General features: G+C 60.0%; 14 protein-coding genes and 1 pseudogene. All 15 read right to left on the minus strand.

From position 1 onward, the window contains the following. Window positions 1-46: 46 nt before the first annotated feature. The 15 genes and pseudogenes from HMPREF2920_RS06680 to dacB all read right to left on the minus strand — a co-directional run bounded on the left by HMPREF2920_RS06680 (window position 47) and on the right by dacB (window position 17,094). Complete coding sequence (locus tag HMPREF2920_RS06680; protein WP_070546615.1) at window positions 47-2,224, minus strand: PhoX family protein; 2,178 nt, start codon at window positions 2,222-2,224, stop codon at window positions 47-49. 248 nt (window positions 2,225-2,472) lie between these two features. Beyond that, complete coding sequence (gene panD, locus HMPREF2920_RS06685) at window positions 2,473-2,895, minus strand: aspartate 1-decarboxylase (protein WP_016421480.1); 423 nt, start codon at window positions 2,893-2,895, stop codon at window positions 2,473-2,475. A gap of 314 nt (window positions 2,896-3,209) precedes the next feature. Next, window positions 3,210-4,151: pseudogene (panC, locus tag HMPREF2920_RS06690) on the minus strand (pantoate--beta-alanine ligase); the annotation flags it as partial. Between the two features lie 97 nt (window positions 4,152-4,248). Further along, entirely contained in the window at window positions 4,249-5,169 is a 921-nt protein-coding gene (locus HMPREF2920_RS06695) for a Rossmann-like and DUF2520 domain-containing protein (RefSeq protein WP_049194053.1), read from the minus strand. Window positions 5,170-5,233: 64 nt separating this feature from the next. After that, window positions 5,234-6,505: a DUF6779 domain-containing protein gene (locus tag HMPREF2920_RS06700; RefSeq protein WP_070854104.1), complete on the minus strand. Its 1,272-nt coding sequence runs from the start codon at window positions 6,503-6,505 to the stop codon at window positions 5,234-5,236. After that, on the minus strand, window positions 6,502-7,008 hold the full coding sequence (locus HMPREF2920_RS06705) for a DUF3180 domain-containing protein (protein ID WP_049171898.1): 507 nt from the start codon (window positions 7,006-7,008) through the stop codon (window positions 6,502-6,504). The genes HMPREF2920_RS06700 and HMPREF2920_RS06705 overlap by 4 nt, the downstream gene beginning before the upstream one ends. 2 nt (window positions 7,009-7,010) lie before the next feature. Then, window positions 7,011-7,523, minus strand: a complete 513-nt coding sequence (gene folK / locus HMPREF2920_RS06710; RefSeq protein ID WP_070854105.1) for a 2-amino-4-hydroxy-6-hydroxymethyldihydropteridine diphosphokinase — start codon at window positions 7,521-7,523, stop codon at window positions 7,011-7,013. Then, a complete protein-coding gene (gene folB, locus HMPREF2920_RS06715) occupies window positions 7,520-7,924 on the minus strand; it encodes a dihydroneopterin aldolase (protein ID WP_070833390.1) in 405 nt (134 codons plus the stop codon). The genes folK and folB overlap by 4 nt, the downstream gene beginning before the upstream one ends. A gap of 5 nt (window positions 7,925-7,929) precedes the next feature. Beyond that, window positions 7,930-8,871 (minus strand): dihydropteroate synthase, encoded by a 942-nt coding sequence (gene folP, locus HMPREF2920_RS06720; protein WP_070854131.1) that lies wholly within the window; start codon window positions 8,869-8,871, stop codon window positions 7,930-7,932. Between the two features lie 86 nt (window positions 8,872-8,957). Next, complete coding sequence (gene folE, locus HMPREF2920_RS06725) at window positions 8,958-9,533, minus strand: GTP cyclohydrolase I FolE (protein ID WP_070854106.1); 576 nt, start codon at window positions 9,531-9,533, stop codon at window positions 8,958-8,960. Window positions 9,534-9,542: 9 nt separating this feature from the next. After that, a complete protein-coding gene (gene ftsH / locus HMPREF2920_RS06730) occupies window positions 9,543-12,221 on the minus strand; it encodes an ATP-dependent zinc metalloprotease FtsH (protein ID WP_070854107.1) in 2,679 nt (892 codons plus the stop codon). A 269-nt stretch (window positions 12,222-12,490) separates the two neighbouring features. Further along, window positions 12,491-13,075 carry a hypoxanthine phosphoribosyltransferase gene (gene hpt / locus HMPREF2920_RS06735; RefSeq protein ID WP_005510094.1) on the minus strand — a complete coding sequence of 195 codons (585 nt, stop codon included), beginning with the start codon at window positions 13,073-13,075 and terminating at the stop codon, window positions 12,491-12,493. A 121-nt stretch (window positions 13,076-13,196) separates the two neighbouring features. After that, window positions 13,197-14,270, minus strand: coding sequence for a tRNA lysidine(34) synthetase TilS (tilS, locus tag HMPREF2920_RS06740; RefSeq protein WP_246817676.1), 1,074 nt, complete (start codon window positions 14,268-14,270; stop codon window positions 13,197-13,199). Window positions 14,271-14,280: 10 nt separating this feature from the next. After that, window positions 14,281-15,561 carry an amidase family protein gene (locus HMPREF2920_RS06745; RefSeq protein WP_070854108.1) on the minus strand — a complete coding sequence of 427 codons (1,281 nt, stop codon included), beginning with the start codon at window positions 15,559-15,561 and terminating at the stop codon, window positions 14,281-14,283. A gap of 48 nt (window positions 15,562-15,609) precedes the next feature. Next, on the minus strand, window positions 15,610-17,094 hold the full coding sequence (gene dacB / locus HMPREF2920_RS06750; RefSeq protein WP_246821105.1) for a D-alanyl-D-alanine carboxypeptidase/D-alanyl-D-alanine endopeptidase: 1,485 nt from the start codon (window positions 17,092-17,094) through the stop codon (window positions 15,610-15,612). Window positions 17,095-17,134: the final 40 nt, after the last annotated feature.

Genomic DNA, 17,134 nt, shown 5'->3' on the forward strand with positions numbered 1-17,134 from the left:
ATAAAGGTTAGCCGACTACACCGCCGACCTGCTAGTTGAGTGCCCTTTAGACGCCAATCTTCTTGCCATCAGTGCGTACAACCTGAACGACGGCCGGGCGTGGCTGCTCCTTGCCGCCGTCCGGCCAGTGCGAGGTCGGGTTGGTGGTCGGGTCCGGGTTGTCGCCGACTGGATGACCCTGATCCGTCTCGATTTCGCCCGGGTGCTGGACGTTGACCATCACGCGGTTGGAGAAGATCTGCGGACCACAGGTCTCTGCAGCAACCGGAACAGTCAGGAAGCACTTGGTCTCACCACGACGCTCGCCTTCGACGGCAACGGCGAAAAGGCCGTCGTTGGAGTCCAGCGCGTTGCCGTCGGTGGAAACCCACAGGTTGCCGTACTCGTCAAAGGCGACGTTGTCCGGGCAGGAAATTGGCGAGACCGATTCCTTGTCGAAGCCACCGAAGTAGGTGTAAGCCTCGTTCGGGTCACCACAGACCAGCAGGAGGTTCCACTTGCCCTTGGTACCGGCGTGGTCATCTTCCATCTCCAGAACAAGGCCATTCTTGTTCTCGGTGATTGGTGCGACCTCGACGGCGTCGGCAAGCGGGCGCCCTGCACCATCCTTGCGTTCCTTGCCCTTGTCGTCCTTCGCGCCCGCCTTACCGCGGTACTTGTTGTTGGTCAGCGCCGCGTAGACCTTACCGGTCTTCGGAGACGGCTCGATATCCTCCGGGCGGTCCATACGGGTCGCACCGACCTTGTCACCGGCGATGCGGGTGTAGATGCAGACCTCTTCGGCGGTCATGCCATCAACGTGGGACTCGTGCTTGCCGTCTGCCTTGGCGGTCATCAGCGGAAGCCACTCAATGTCACCGTCGAAACGGCCGTCCTTCGGCAGCTCACCGGAGCCGTCAATCTCGGACTCGGAATTACCGTTGAACTTACCGACGTAGAGAGTGCCCTCGGACAGAATGCCCATGTTGTGCTTGAGGTCCCCCTCCTTAATCTTGCGGGAGGAGACGAACTTGTAGATGTATTCGAAACGCTCGTCGTCGCCGGAGTAGCACACGACCGTGCCGTCGTCGGTGACGTAAATCTGACCGGCTTCATGCTTGAAACGGCCCACTGCGGTGTGCTTGACCGGGGTGGAGTTCGGGTCAGATGGGTCAATCTCTACCAGCCAGAAGAAGCGGTTCGGCTCGTTCGGCTCCTTGGAGACATCGAAGCGGTCGTAGTACTTCTCCCACGCGCGGTCGGACAGCTCTTCATTCTTGACCGAGTAGCGCTTGAGCTTCTTAACTGCGTCCTCGTCCTTGAGCTTGCCAACGTTGCCGAAGTACTGGTCAACGTTCTCCTCACCGGACAGGTAGGTACCCCACGGAGTAACACCACCGGAGCAGTTGTTCAAAGTTCCCTCGACCTTCATACCGGTCGGGTCAGCCTTGGTCTTCAGCAGATCGTGACCAGCAGCCGGGCCGTCAACTGTGAATTCGGTGAAGCCAGTGATGCGACGGTTACGCTTGTCGCTGAGAATTGGCTTCAGGAATCCCTTGTCATCCTCTTCCACAGCAAGGATGGTCTGGCCGTGGGCAGCCAGTCCGATGTCGACCTGCTCCTTAGTAGCATCTTCTTTCTTGTAAGCACGGAACATCATCGGCTCGGTGGTGTACTCGTGCGAGCAGACGTACAGCAGTGTGCCGTCTTCAGCCTTAATCAGGCCAGCGAAGTCATTGTTGAAGCCGAACTGCTTCAGCTGGTTTTCCGGAGTCTGCTTGTCAAAGTCGAACTCCGGGCCACCCTCGTGGATTGGGTCGCCCCAGCGAATCAGAACATTCTGCTCGTAGCCGTCCGGGATAACGACTGCGTCTTCCGTGTTCGGCTTGACGGCGTCGAAACGCATACCCTCCGGCGATTCGCCCTTGCTACCGTCACCGGCAGCAGCGGTACCGGAGGCGTCGGAGCCACCTGCGGCGCTGCCCGAATCATCAGAGGAGCAAGCGGCCAGCACGGCGCCACCGCCGACCGCAAGAGCACTAGCACCAGTGACCTTCAGTGCCGCGCGACGGGAGAATGCGCGCTGGGAGAACGCCTCCTTCGCAACATCACCGAAGTACTGGTTGTCCGAGAACTCGTTCGGAGCATCGTCAGCACAAGCATTACCACACTTGTAAGTGCAGGTCAGAGAGCTGCGAGAGGTAGCAAAAGGATTTGTCAGCAGATTCTTGCCAATACGAACCACGGGGAGACCGCCTTTGTATAGCTTCGACTAGGTCGAGGAAATGGAAAACTAAAACTTTTAGATCCTCTAAGAAGCTAAGGACGTTGCGTTACCTTTCGGTTTCTAAAAATCAACTCGCCAATGAGCTTTAGCTGACGGTCTAATGACTTGCGCTTTAACGCAAAGTGAACACCCTGGTGTTGTGATTCTCCGGCTCGACTCTTCTCTCCAACTACGCAGTCGAGCCCCAGCTCTGCGGGCTACGTGGACTAGCCCTGGTTCTCCGGGCTACGCGGATTCTTCAAATCAGAACCCTCCGGCACATCCGCCGGGTCGTTGCCACTTTCCAGAATCTTGTTGTCCTCATCGACGAAGATGACATTCGGCTTGTACGTACGCGCCTCAGCGTCATCCATCATTCCGTAGCCGATGATAATAACCAGATCACCCGGCGATATCAGACGAGCGGCGGCACCATTGATGGAAATGATGCCCGAGCCGCGCTCTCCGGTAATGCAGTAAGTAGTAAGCCGGTTGCCATTATTGATATCGACGATGTCGACGGCTTCACCTTCAAGCAGGTCGGCCGCTTCCATCAAATCAGCGTCAATCGTGCACGATCCAACGTAGTGAAGATCAGCCTGAGTCACCGTGGCGCGGTGAATCTTGGACTTCAACATAGTGCGAAACATGAAAAAGGTAGGTCCCTTCCTGGATTTGTCCCCTGGATGCTTGCCTACCGCGGCACCCCTTAGCGTGGCAGGTTATTAGTCGGCACACTATAATACGACAACTTCCCAGCCACGAGAAACTACTTCTAAAAGCCGTCCTACTCGCTGTCCTGCTCAACGCCAAAGCCAGCGTTCTTCAGAGTTTCTCTGCTGGACTCATCTTTCAGACGAGCATCTCGAGCAGCACGAACCTTTTCCTGCAGCTCAGCCAACTCAGCGGCCTCTTCCTCAGTCAATTCGCCGTCCAGCCCCGCCGCCGACAGAGCCGCCGACGCAATTTCGGCGTCCTTCTGCCCGAGCTGCCCGAAACCGTTTGCCGAATCCGGGCGCGGCGCACCCAGAATCAAGCCAACATTATCAATGAGACGAGTAGTGCCGACCTTCGCAGCAACCAGCAGGCGAGCTTCAGTCTCCTGGCCGTCGCCGCGCAACGCCTCGTCGGAAAGCGGGGCGAGCGCAGCGTCACGCAGCTCCAAGTAATCCAACTCGACTTCAGGCTGGCTGGCGAGCACACCACGCGCGGTTTCCAGCACAGCATCCGCACCACGGTCCGCGACAAAAGCACCGGCAGTCAGCGCAGCGGACAGGGTTACTGCGAGATTGCGCTGCTCCTCGGACAGATAGCGGTTGCGGGAGCTCATAGCCAACCCGTCGGCCTCGCGAATCACCGGTACACCGTGCAACTGCACCGGCATATTCAGGTCAGTGACCATCTGCTGCATCAGGCACAGCTGCTGGTAGTCCTTCTCACCAAAAACGGCATCAGTGCAGTTGGTGATGTTGAAAAGCTTGTTGACCACCGTCAACGCACCGGCAAAGTGCCCCGGGCGAGTAGCACCTTCGAGCTCCGAAGCCAGCGGCCCCGGCTGCACCGTCGTGCGGAAACCGTTGGGGTACATCTCCTTCGCGTTCGGCGCAAAGACCAGCTCAGCACCGACAGCGCGGAGCTTCTCAACGTCTTCCTCCAGAGTCCGCGGGTAGGCGTCAAAGTCCTCCCCCTCACCGAACTGCAGCGGATTGACGAAAATCGACACCACCACAACAGCGCGCGGCAGCGTCTTCGCGGCCTGTACTAGTTCAAGGTGCCCCTGGTGTAGCGCACCCATCGTAGGTACGAGCACCACCGGCCGCCCGGTCTTCCGCAACGCACGGGTGACCTGCGCGATTCCCGCAATAGTCTTGTGAACAGTTGTCTCTCCGGCGGTATAACCCGTCATGTTTCCTCCGCGTTCAGATCTACCGGACCAAACTTTTCGCCCGACGGCAATACCTTACGCCACATCCCGGATGACCAGAACAGCCAGTCCGCTCAGCTCATCGGCGTAGGTACCGCAAAACCTCGTTGGCGCCGCGCAGCTCGGCGATGCGCTCGGCAAGAGCCAGGTAGGCGGTTCCCATTTCCGGTGCCACCGCTTCAATTTCACGTTCGTGCTTGACGACGGTCCCAAGGTCGTCCCGCGTCACCGGGCCAGTCAGCCCCCGGGAACCCCACCTCAAGGCATTGTCCAATGAAGCTTCCAGCAGTGGACGGAGCAGCTCGGCGGCCTGGCCTCGACGTAGCTCAGCTAGGTCGGTGTCTTCGGCTGCTGTATCTCCGCCGATAGTGGTTGCCAGCATTTCTACTGCATCGACCACAACTGCGCCCAGACCGTTTGAGCCGTGAGCCATAGCCGCGTGATAAAGGCCGCGGTGACGTTCGTTGATGAACACCGGACGACCGCCGAGTTCACCAATGAGCAGTTCACTGACTGTTTTCGCGAGCTCATCCCCAACCGTGATACCCCATGGGCAGCCGGTCAGGAGCTCGGAGTCGTCGTCAAGCCCTGCGAATGTCATTGCGGGATGGGCGGCGATGGTCAGCGCGCCGGTGAGTGCGACCGGATCGAGCACGGCACGCCCGAGGGAACCAGAAGTATGCATGACGATGCGTCCGGGGCCGACATGGCGGGCGACGTCCTCGGCGACCTCTGCGATGGCGCGATCCGGCACGGCGATGACGATGAGCTCGCAGGTGGAAGCTGTGTCGGCAATGCTACTAACCTGTGCGTTCGGGAGACGTAGATGCGCTCGTGTGACAGATTCTGGTGAGCGCGCGACCACGTGAGTGACACGATGCCCACAGCGCTCTAACGCCTGGCCGAGCGCGACCCCGACTTTTCCGGCAGAAATAATCCCCACCGCCAACCGCGGAGCGGTTGTCCGATGGGGATGGGAATCATGCTGGCTTTGCGTCATGACTGACTAGGTTAGACCAAACCAGCTATGTGCAGTGAGTAGGCCGCGCATACTCGGTAAGCGACTAGGCCTCTTCGTCCTCGCGCTGCTCCCTCTTCTTGCGCATCTGCGCCATCAGCTCGGCAACCGTCAGGCTGCCCTTGTTGTCCTCAGCACGGCGCCGACCGTGGCTTGCAGGCTCCTGCTCAGGAGCCTGAGCCGGTTTCTGAGCTGGCTCTTCTGCGAGGTCCTCATCGCGAATGGCCTGCAGCTGGCGAGTCGGAGAGTCCGAGGCATCGTCCGATTCCGGCGCAGCGAATGGGTGCCGTGCACCGTGTGCCTCGTGAGCACCGCCCTGAGAATCATCCTCTGCAGCGTCCTCGGCCGGGGTTTCCTGCCAGTTGATGGCGCGGAAAGAGTTAGTGGAGAACTTCTCCTTGGAAACGGTTTCGTCACCCTTGGAATCGGCGACTTCGTGGACGTCAACCGGCTGGCCAGACGGCGAGAATGTACGGCGCATGTCGGTAGCCTCGGCGTCTTCAACCGGCGAAGCGGAGGAAGCGGAGCCCGTGCCGCCGTGCTGGGTATGAGCGCCAACAGTGCCGTTAGCGGTCATCTCAGCGCGGTGGGAAGTCGCGCGTGGTGTCGGCCGGTCGTGACCGGTCGGATCCTTCATCGGCGAGGCCTGCTGTGGCGAGTCGAGCTCACGCAGACGCTCGGCCTGGGCGCGAAGAGCAACCTGCTCGTCGTCGAAATCCTCCCCCATGAACTCAGCAAGCTGGGCACGCAGTGCAAAGACCTCAGCGCGCAGCGCCGCAATGTTGTCATCGTTGTTGCCCTCAAGCGAGTCCAGGTAGTTCTGCTCGAGAATCAGCTCCTGCTCACGGTGAGTAGCCAGCTCGCGGTCAAGCTCCACCTTGTGCAGTTCCTCGATTGTCTCCAACCGCCTGCGCTCCAGCGCAATGGTCTTGCGGTATCGAGTCACCAGCACAGCCCCGATAACTGCCGACCACAACGCCAGCAGCACGGCGACCTTCATCCACCCGGCAGAGGAGGCAAAGAGCATGACGATACTGGCAATCACCGCGAGCACCAGCAGCACAACCATGAGAATGACGGCGGTTTTCTCCGTCATACCATCGGTAGAACTAAATTTCGTCACATCATTGCTCTGCTCATCTGCATATGCCGCATCAGCCCCGGAGTTAGCCCCAGCGGAGTAGCTTTCGAAAGCTGAAGAAGGCGACGGAGACGGAGACTCGGCCATATCCGACGAAGTAGCTGCCGCGTCGCCCTGAAAATATGCGGCATCACCCGAGCGCTTCGGGTCATTACCGGCGTTGGAGAGGTCAGTCATAACTCCCACCCTACCGAGTTAGTTCCCATTTCCCCGCTAGGAGGCGAAGAATTTTCGCCATCAGTTGGCAATTGGCAAACTTTTTCCAGCCACAGCCCCGCCGCAGCGAGCAAAATTCCGGATACTGTGCCGACAATCATAATCGGTCCGTCGGCCTGTGCAGCCGCAAGTTCCGTCCACTTCGGCAAGGCCCACAGCACGCCACCGGCGTACAGTCCTCCGAGAATCGCACCCAACCACGCGGATGCCGTACCGACCACCAGCCATCGCGACAACGTTAACGGCTGCACCTGGCTGCGATCCTGCCCGACCTTCCCTTCTTTCAATACCGACTTAATCCACCGCGCTGCTGCCACACAGACGGCTGTGAGCAACCAGGGAAACCCCAGGTCCCACCAACTTCGCGGCCCGAGCGCACCGAAAAACTGTGCCAGGATCATCCATGACGCCAGCGCGAGAACCAGCGCAGATGCAGCCAACGTAATCGGTGAGGTCGGTTTCATCTCTAGGCCTCTTCTCCATCCGCGCTGTCTGCTAGACGCACTGCGTTTACGTCTTCAGGTGCCAGCTTATCGACGAGTTCCGCGACCCGAACTCCCTCCAATTCGGCATCCGGGTCGACATCGAGCCACGGCACCAGTACAAAGGCACGCTCGGTTGCCCACGGATGCGGCAGGGTCAGAGTCGAATCGTCAGAGATGATCTCCTCGCCGGTGTCCTTGTCGATGACCTGCACAATGTCCACGTCGAGCGCCCGTGGCCCCCAGTGAATTTCGCGCACTCGACCAGCGTCATTTTCCAGTTTCCAACCAGCTTCCAGCAGCTCCATTGGTGTCCGGGACGTATCGACAATGAGCACGGCATTGAGGAAGTCACCCTGCTCTACCCCACCCCAAGGCGGGGTGGCATAAATTTTTGAGCCCGCGACCAATTCGTCGGCGAAGAAGGCCTGCACACCTGTTAGGTTTTCTCGCGCGCGGTCCATGTTCGCGCCGATAGAAAGAACTGCGCGAATCATGCCAACCGCTTCTTCCGCGAACGGCGGGCTGTCACCGCAGCGTCATCGAAGTCGAGCGGAATGGGCGCATGTGGTTTGTGAATGGTCACTTCCACCGCATGTAACAGCGGGGACAATCCGCGTTCGGCGCGGGCATCGTCGTCGGCAAGCACTGCTTCGGCGATCTCGGTCGCGACGGTTTCGATGAGGTTGCGCGGGGTGCCGGTCAAAATCCCGTGCGCTGTGGCTGCGATGTCGGCGTAGTTGACCGTGTTGTCCAGCTCGTCGCTGGCAGCGGCACCGGAGAAATCTAGCCACAGGGTGACATCACAGATGAAGTCCTGACCATCGCGGCGCTCGAAGTCGAGACAACCGTGGTAGCCGTGGGCTTTCAGACCTTTGAGTTCAATGCGATCAGCCACTGTGTTTACGCGTCTCCTTCCAGAGTCGACTCGGCTGGCGATTCCGCAGCCGACTCGTCGTGCTGCGCCGCGCGGTTAGCCCCACCTTCCGGATAGTCGCCGACCGCTGTGTAACCGGTCAGTGAACGTCCGAGGTTCCATGCCTGCGCCACACGCACTGCGTCGAGGTTGTCGGCCACATTGTGAACTCGAACCGCCCATGCGCCCGCCGCTGCGGACAGCGCGGAAATTGCGGTAGTCGCGGCATCAGCCTGCTTTGGTGCGCGTGCCTCACTGCCAACGGCGGCGACGAAACGCTTGCGGGAAGCACCGACCAACACGGGGAAACCGAGGTCAATAAGCTCCGGCAGGTTGTGGAGGAGCGCCCAATTGTCATCGGCGTTTTTGGCAAAGCCCAGGCCTGGGTCGAGGACAATATTTTCCTCGACGATTCCGGCGCCCATGGCACCGTCGACAAGCTGAAGCAGGTGCTCACGGACATCGGCGACAATGCCGTCCGGGTGAGTTTCAGCGCGTCCAGAAGCGGAGCCGAAGCGATCGGTCTTCCAGTGCATCAGACAGATGGGCACATCGGCATCGGCGCAGACTGCGTACATGTTGGGATCTGCGAGACCGCCGGAGACATCGTTGATAAATACCGCACCCTCGGCGATTGCTGCCTCTGCGACACTTGCGCGCATTGTATCGACGCTGATCAGGTACCCGTCTGCCGCGAGCTCGCGGACCACCGGCACGACCCGAGCAATTTCCTCATCCTCGGAAACGCGGTGTGCGCCAGGGCGAGTGGACTCGCCACCGATGTCGAGAATGTGCGCGCCTTCAGCGAGCAGCTCGTGCGCATGGGCAATCGCCGCGTCGAAGGTCTTGTACAGGCCGCCATCGGAAAAGCTGTCCTCGGTGACGTTGACAATGCCCATCACCTTGCAGAGCTGATTCCCGACACCCATCTCCGCCTGCTGTCCTGCCTGCGCTTGCAAGGGGGATTCAGTCACCTTGTTGTCCAGCCTTTCCAATCGACCATTTAACTGTTGCGTTAGCTCTTGCGGATCAGTGCCATTGCCTCTGCGCGCGAACGGGCATCCGCCTTGAAGCCACCGCGAACGGCTGATGTCACCGTTCGCGCACCCGGCTTGCGGATACCGCGCATGGCCATGCAGAGATGCTCCGCTTCAATAACGACAATCGCCGAGGTCGGATCCAGCCGCTCCACCAAGGCATCCGCAACCTGACTGGTCAGCCGCTCCTGCACCTGCGGGCGCTTCGCATAACCATCGACCAGACGAGCGAGCTTGGACAGGCCCGTCACACGACCGTCCTTGCCCGGAATGTAACCAATGTGGGCAACGCCAAAGAACGGCACCAAGTGATGCTCACAAGTGGAGTAAATCGGGATGTCCTTGACCAAAACGAGTTCCTGGTGATCTTCGTTGAAGGTCTTCGCCAACACCTCAGACGGATCTTCAAACAGGCCCGCGAAAACCTCACGGTAGGCTCGCGCCACTCGCGCCGGTGTCTCCTTCAGGCCTTCCCTGTCGGGATCCTCACCGACGGCAATCAACAGTTCACGAACCGCAGCCTCGGCCCGCCCCTGATCGAATTCGCGCTCCATGATGTGTACTTATCGCTCCTCGTTGGTGTCCGGCTTGTCCTGCCAGGCGCTGTTGTCTTCGTTTCGCTTGACGACGCCGTCCTTATCCGAATCGTGCATCTGTGCCCCCTTGTCATCGGAATTGTCGGCGTTCTTCGGGTTTTCCGGACGTTCTGTGTGTTCCGGCTGCTCGTTATCCGGCAGGCGGAATCCGCGCAGCTCCTGCTGTTGTCCTGCCGACGGCATCACCGTAGTCGGGGTGGCATCGCTGCCAGAGTTGTCCTGGCGGTGACGTCCGCCCTGCCTGTCCCACGGCATCTTCGGAGGGGCAGGGATATTCGCGGGGCCGTTGCCACCGTTACTACCCGTACCGGTTGCCTTCGAGCCGAAGTCCGGCGCACCTGCCGGGTAGTTAGCAGTGCCCGGGTGCTGGCCACGCGCGTTGCCCTGGCCTTCCTGCGAACCCGGCTGGTTCTGCCCATCAGGGCGAGGAGTCGGCGCAGGCGCCGGTGCCGGTGCGGGAGCCGAACTGTGCGTGCTGCCGGTATCCTTCGGCGGCCAACCTGGAGCGGTCCAACCAGCCGGCGGTGGGGTGCCACCGTAAACCGGAACATTCGGTCGGTCCTGCTGGGCGCCCGGCAAACCCGGGACACTAGCATTACCGGCACCAGCGGAGCCTGCCGGCCCCTGACCATTGCCGTTGTTGCCCGCGTCCTGGTTCTCCGGTTCGCGGCGGCGCACCGGCGCGAAGATGTTGACACGCTTCGGCGGTTCCTCGCCGCGCTCGATTGCCAACTCCACCGGTGTCTTCACCGGCTCGCGGCCATCGGCCGGGTGCTTAGTGTCGCTATCGAAGAAGTTCAGGCGCTCACGGGGAACGACATCGGTGAAGATAACTTCCAGATCCGGACGACGCAGAGTCTCCTTCTCCAGCAGTTTCTCAGCCAGAACATCGAGAGTGTCGCGGTTTTCCTTCAAGATGGCGTAGGCCTCGTCATGAGCCTTATTGATCAGCAAACGAACCTGCTGATCAATGGTTGCTGCCACCTCCGGAGAGTAGTCCAAAGAGCCGCTGCCACCGCGGCCGACGAACGGGTCGCCCTGCTCCTCCCCGTACTTCACCAGGCCGAGCTCCGGCGACATGCCGTACTCGGTCACCATGGCGCGAGCAATCTTGGTGGCCTGCTCGATATCGGCAGAAGCACCGGTAGTCGGCAATCCGAACACCAGCTCCTCGGCAGCGCGACCACCCATGGCGAAGACCAGACGGGCAAAGAGCTCTGGCAGGTTATACATGCCCTTGTCGTCCTCGGGGACGGTCAGCGCATGTCCACCAGTGCGACCGCGAGCCAAGATGGTGACCTTGTAAACACGCTCAATGTCCTTCAGCGCCCACGCAGCCAGGGTGTGGCCACCCTCGTGGTAGGCGGTGACCTTCTTCTCCTGCTCGGAAATCACCTTGGAGGTACGGCGCGGACCGCCGATAACTCGGTCGACTGCCTCTTCCAGCGCATCCGCAGTAATGATGTTGCCGTTGACGCGAGCGGTCAGCAGCGCAGCTTCATTCAGCACGTTCTGCAGATCAGCACCGCTCATACCGGCGGTGCGCTTCGCCAGCGACGTCAGATCCGCATCCGGTCCAAGCGGCTTGTTCCGGGCGTGGACCTTCAGAATTGCCTCGCGGCCCTTCAGGTCTGGTGCGCCCACCGGAATCTGTCGGTCAAAACGGCCCGGACGCAGCAGCGCCGGGTCGAGAATATCCGGACGGTTGGTCGCAGCCATGATGATCACACCCTGACGATCACCAAAACCATCCATCTCCACCAGCAGCTGGTTCAGGGTTTGCTCACGCTCATCATGGCCGCCGCCCATACCGGCACCACGCTGGCGACCGACGGCGTCAATCTCGTCGATGAAGATAATGCACGGGCTGTTTTCCTTGGCCTGATTAAACAGGTCACGGACACGAGAGGCACCGACACCGACGAACATTTCAACGAAGTCCGAACCCGAGATGGTGTAGAAAGGCACTCCTGCCTCACCAGCGACGGCGCGGGCCAGCAAGGTCTTACCGGTACCGGGAGGACCGTAGAGCAGAACACCACGCGGAATCTTCGCGCCGAGCTCTTCGTAGCGAGCTGGGTGCTGCAGGAAATCCCTAATCTCGTCGAGCTCCTGGACGGCCTCATCGGCACCAGCAACATCCTCGAACGTATTGGTCGGGGTCTCCTTGTTCAGCAGCTTGGCGCGGTTGCCACCAAAGCCGAACATGCCGTTCTTGCCGCCTTGCATGCGGCTGAAGAAGTACATGATGACGAAGAAGAAGATCACCATCGGCAGCAGGAAGCCCAAGGTGGACATCAGGAAGGAATCCTGCGTGACCTTGGTATCGAACTTCTCCATACCCTTGGCGGCGGTGACCTTGTCAAAGACTTGGTCGGTCGCACGCGCTGGGTACTTGGTCATCACCTTCGTGACGTCCTCAGTACCTTCGACCTCCACGCCTTTCTTCAGGGTGAGGCGAATTCGCTGTTCACGATCGTCAATCTGAGCTTCCGTGACATTGCCCTTATCCAACTGGGTCAGGGCAACGGACGTATCCACCTCGCGGTATTCCCGGGAATCATCCGCCAGCTGAGTAATAGCAAAGAGGATAATCAGGATGATGCCGGCAACGGTGGCAAACCGGAACACCTTTTTCTTGTCCATACAGTGGGTTCGCTTTTCGCTCTCTACATCTATTAGTTGCTTTTATTAATTGTACGCATCAACGAGTTCTTCTCGAAGACACATCAATGACACAACGTGGGGCCAGGGCTCATGGCACCTGACCCCACAGTAGGCATAACGCATCGCAACCGAAAAAAGTTTCCAACTCCTACTTTTCACAGCTAGAAGACAGCTAGAACTGCGGGAGGGTAAGCGCGCAATGCCCGTCGTCAAGCATCGGCACTGTGCAATAAGCGCCGAAGACAGACCTAGCCCTGGTAAACGCGCGGGTGAAGCGTGCCGACGTACGGCAAATCGCGGTAGCGCTCGGCGTAATCCAGGCCGTAACCGATGACGAACTCGTTCGGAATGTCGAAGCCAACATCCGCAACATCCAGGCTGGTGCGCACAGCCTCTGGCTTACGCAACAGCGTAATGACCTCCAGGGAGCGCGGATTACGGTTGCGCAGGTTCTTCATCAACCAGGACAGGGTCAGGCCGGAGTCAATGATGTCCTCGACAATCACGACATCGCGTCCCTCAATATCGCGATCCAGGTCCTTCAAAATACGCACCACGCCTGACGACGAGGTGGAGTTTCCGTAACTGGAAACCGCCATGAACTCCATCTGGCTGGGAATGCTGAGCTGACGAGCAAAGTCAGTCAGGAAGAACACCGCACCCTTGAGCACTGCGACCAGAATCAGATCGCTGTCGGCATCCTTGTACTTCTCATTCACACGATGCGCCATCTCGGCAATGCGAGCATGCAGCTCCTCTTCGCCAATGAGAACTGCCTCTACCTCATCGCCGTAGGGGTTTGCGGGGACGTTGAAATCCTTCACATCATGCATCGCATTTCCTTTCCGCACTTCTATGGCGGCGTGTCGATGGAGCGTAACTGCCCCAGTGCAAGTTCAGGGTTATGGCAACCGATAGTTCTCAGCCGCCGGAAGTTGGATTGCGGCACCCTTCTTAAGGCACCGCGGGACGATTCATTACCAATTGTAGAGTGCCATCTTTTCGCTCAACGACCAACCTGGCATTTCTGTCAGCACCATCGCGACCGCGGGTCACCGGCACTTCGCCCTGGCCGTGATAGCGGTGCACGAGCGCCATCACCATGTCGATCTGTTTACTGCTGGGCTCCGCACCCGCCTGCCGCAACCAACGTGCGAGGACACGCACCGCGATGGCGTCGTCAAGCTCAGCGACCCCTCGCACAGACAGGCTCCCGCTTGCCGACGCCACTTCCTCCCCCAGCAGCGCATCCAGAGCCGACTCAGCGTGAGCGTCCAAAAAGTCATTGTCGACTGCTGCAATCCCCGCGGTCTTAGCAAGGTTTTCCGCAACTCCCGGACCCAGCTCCTGCTCCAGCAGCGGCAAAATCGTCTTTCGAACCCGGACGCGGGCGTAATGGTCGTCCTGGTTGTGTGGGTCATGCCAGACTTTTAGGCCCAGCTCTTCACAGCAGCGCTGAGTGTCGGTGCGTCGCACACCGAGCAGCGGACGCAGAATCCGAGTCCCGTCCGACCACGTGAGATTGTCTCGGATAGCGGACAGCGCCTGCGGGCCGCCCCCTCTGGCCAGTCGCAGCAAAACTGTTTCCGCCTGGTCGTCCAACGTGTGGGCGAGCATCAGTGCCGCACCTCGAGATTGGGCGATCTGCCGTAGGACTCGGTGTCGAGCCAAACGCGCCTCGTATTCGGGACCGCGGTCGGAATCGTTATTGATATCGACCGCGATAACCTCGGCCGTAGCCCCCATCCCCCGAGCTATGTGGGCGGCGCGCTCAGCGACTTCTGCAGAGCCCTGCTGAAGCTGATGATCAACGACGACGGCGTGAACGTTGCGGCCGGCCAGTGCCCCCTTGGACCCGAAAGCTTCCGCACAGGCCCCGGCGGTCAGGGCGAGCGAATCCGCACCGCCGGAAAGCCCAATGACGATACCGCCGCCCAACTCCTGCCCCACCTGCGGCACTATCGCGCGGACAGCTTGCCGAATGATGAGGAAATGAGGGCTGCGGTCCGGCCAAAAAGGCCTAGCCAACGTGGAAGGTCTAGCCAACGCGCCCACCACTTGCGATGGTCTCCATCGCCGTGAGCAGAATTCGCTCCTGAGTCGGGCGCGCAATCAGCTGCACCGGCAATCCAGAAGTCGGCTCCACAACGATGCCGGCCGGGAATCCCAGGTAATTCCACGTCGAAACGTAAGGGGTGAAGCGCAGATTGGACAACAGGTTTACAATCCAGGGCATGCGATGCCATGCGCGGATCCGCGGTGGATTCTTGGCCAGAGCCGGAGTAATCAAGATGGTGTCACCCGGCAGCTCACGCTCGATGCGAGCGCCATCGCGTGCCACTTGGCGGCCATTGATTGTGAAACGCAGCAAGCGTCCAATGCCGGCGTGGACTCGATTGCGCCACTCCAGGTGATCGGGGCGCGGCTCGTCGCGAAGCTGATCCGCCACCCCCGCAGTCCAGCGCGCGAGCATCGGCAGTGGGTTCAGCGGGTACGGCATGTTCTTTTCCGAGACGGCAAAGCCTTTGTCCGCGAATACTCTCGCCGCCTGTTGTGCCGCATCGACGTACTCCGGTGCAGCCTTCAAACCGAATACGGGCGCAGTGGTGTCCACGCTGACTGCGAAGTTTTCAGGCAGGGTCTTCGCCGGGTCCTCCGCATCCACCATGCCATTTGTGAGGATCTTGGTGATCAGGCGCAAGTCATCGTTATTGACTGTGAGCACCCCTTGGACAGACATTCCGTACCAGTCATTGCCGCCCACGCGCCCCGGCATTGTTCCCGGGGTCGCCTTCAGAGTCGAAAGCCCGCAGCACGCTGCAGGGATACGAAGTGACCCCATGCCGTCGTTGCCCTGCGCAAACGGAACCATCCCAGCGGCGACAGCCGCTGCGGATCCACCGGAGGACCCACCCGGAGTGTGCCCCGGCAGAATCGGATTATCGACTGCCAGCCCCGGCAGCGTCGTCGTCCCCCACGTACAGAACTGCGGATTCACCGTAGTTCCCACCGCGATTGCACCGGCGCTAGTCAACTGCTGGACAAACGGGTTCTCTAGAGCGGTGTTTTCCTTCAGCGCAAATGGCACACCTGCAAGCGGCAACTCCGAGAGTTTCTCGCTTTGCTCGAGTTCCCGCGCAGCCTGCAGAGCCCTATCCGCCCACACTTCGCGGAAGGCATGAATCCCTCCATCCAGTCTGGCGATAGCGTCGAGACTGCGCTGCACGCTGTCCACGGGGCTTAGCTTTCCCTCGCGGACCAGTGCGGCAATCTCGCGAACGGTTGGCAAATTCCTAATCGCGGAAGTGTGAGAGGCCATTGCGGATTCATCTCCTCAAATTATTTTCAGTGGCAAATGAATCTCAGTTTAGATATCCGCAAGGGCGCTCGCTGCCTTATCGGACGCAGCTCTTGCCGGCAACAGGCTCGCCTCGTTGGAAATCAGTGCGAACGTCAGCACCTGCCCCGACTTCGTCACCACATATCCCGCCAACGCCGAGGCTTTATTCAGCGTGCCTGTCTTCGCACGGACGATGCCCGCCCCGGACTGACCAGCAAAGCGCGTCGCCAGAGTGCCGGACACTGCCGCCACCGGCAGGCTGTCCAACAGTGGGCGCAACCGCAACGCAGTGCTTTCCGACGACTCCTGCGACTCCGCCAGTCCTCCCTGCTCAGCCGATTCCACCGGCCCCGCGGCGGAATTGAGCACCTCGGAGAGATGCTGCGGAGAAATACGGTTATCCGTGCTCAGGCCGCTGGAGTCCGACAGCACCGCACCATCGAGAGGAAAACCGTGCTCCGCGAGAGTGTCACGCACGGCACGTGCGGCCCCCTCAAAGGTCGGCGGCAGACCGCGAGAGATAGCCACCTCACGGGCAATGGACTCTGCGAGCACGTTGTCGCTGTAAATCATCATCTCGTGCACACGGGTAACTAGCGGAGCCGACTGCACGAGCGCAACAATGTCTGGGTCCAGAGGTAGTGACTGACCATCCTTGGCTGCATCCCTCAGGCTGCCTCCGTTTTCCGCACCAAGCGCCTTGGCCAGCGCATCAGCTGCATCCGCAGCGGGCGTGGCGCTGCGCTGCGATTCTTCATTCGTCGGATCGATACGACCGGCATCCATCATCACCGACTCCACCGGTGCGATGTAGCCGTCCTCCAACCCCTCGCGCTCCCAGGTCTCGTGGAAACTCTCGGTGAATAGAGAGTTGTCGAGATAAACCTTGCCGACCCCCTCCGGAATGACCACGGAAATCTTTTTCGCCAACTCAGCGATTGAAGCCGAGTCCTGGAAGAACCCTTCCCCGTCCTTGCTTAAGGTAGGGTCGCCCCCGCCGTGCAAAACGATGTCATTAGTCCCCGTAACCCGGGAGACGCGGGTGGAAACCCGATGATCTTCACCTAAGTCCAACAGTGCGGCAGACGCGGTGAGAATCTTCATGCTGGACGCCGGCAAGGCCACCGCGGTGTCATTGATCCCCCACAGTTTCTGGCCGGTAGTAGCATCGCTAACAATTCCATGCAGCTCACCGAAGGCTGGATCGGCCGCAGCAGCGTCCATGATGGCGCTGACTTTTTGGGCCAGAGCGCCGTCGTCAAGCGAAGACTGCGCCGCCGTCACAGGAGCAGAGACATGACTGACCGCGGGCGGTGCATCGACAACAATCTGACGATTGTTATTGACGACAACCGCTACGCCGCTGCCCGCTGCGATAACGAGAACACCGGCGATGGCACCGCCGATTTTCAGTCCGCGCGACTTCTTGGATTTGCCGGATTTTACGGAACTGGGCGATTTTTGCGTGCCCTTAGCGGCGGTTTTGGAGCTGTCAGAGTCGGTACTACCCACGGTCACAAACACCTTCTTCCTGAAAACAAAACCTCACTTA

Source organism: Corynebacterium sp. HMSC075F02 (genome assembly GCF_001838335.1).
Classification (GTDB): domain Bacteria; phylum Actinomycetota; class Actinomycetes; order Mycobacteriales; family Mycobacteriaceae; genus Corynebacterium; species Corynebacterium jeikeium_D.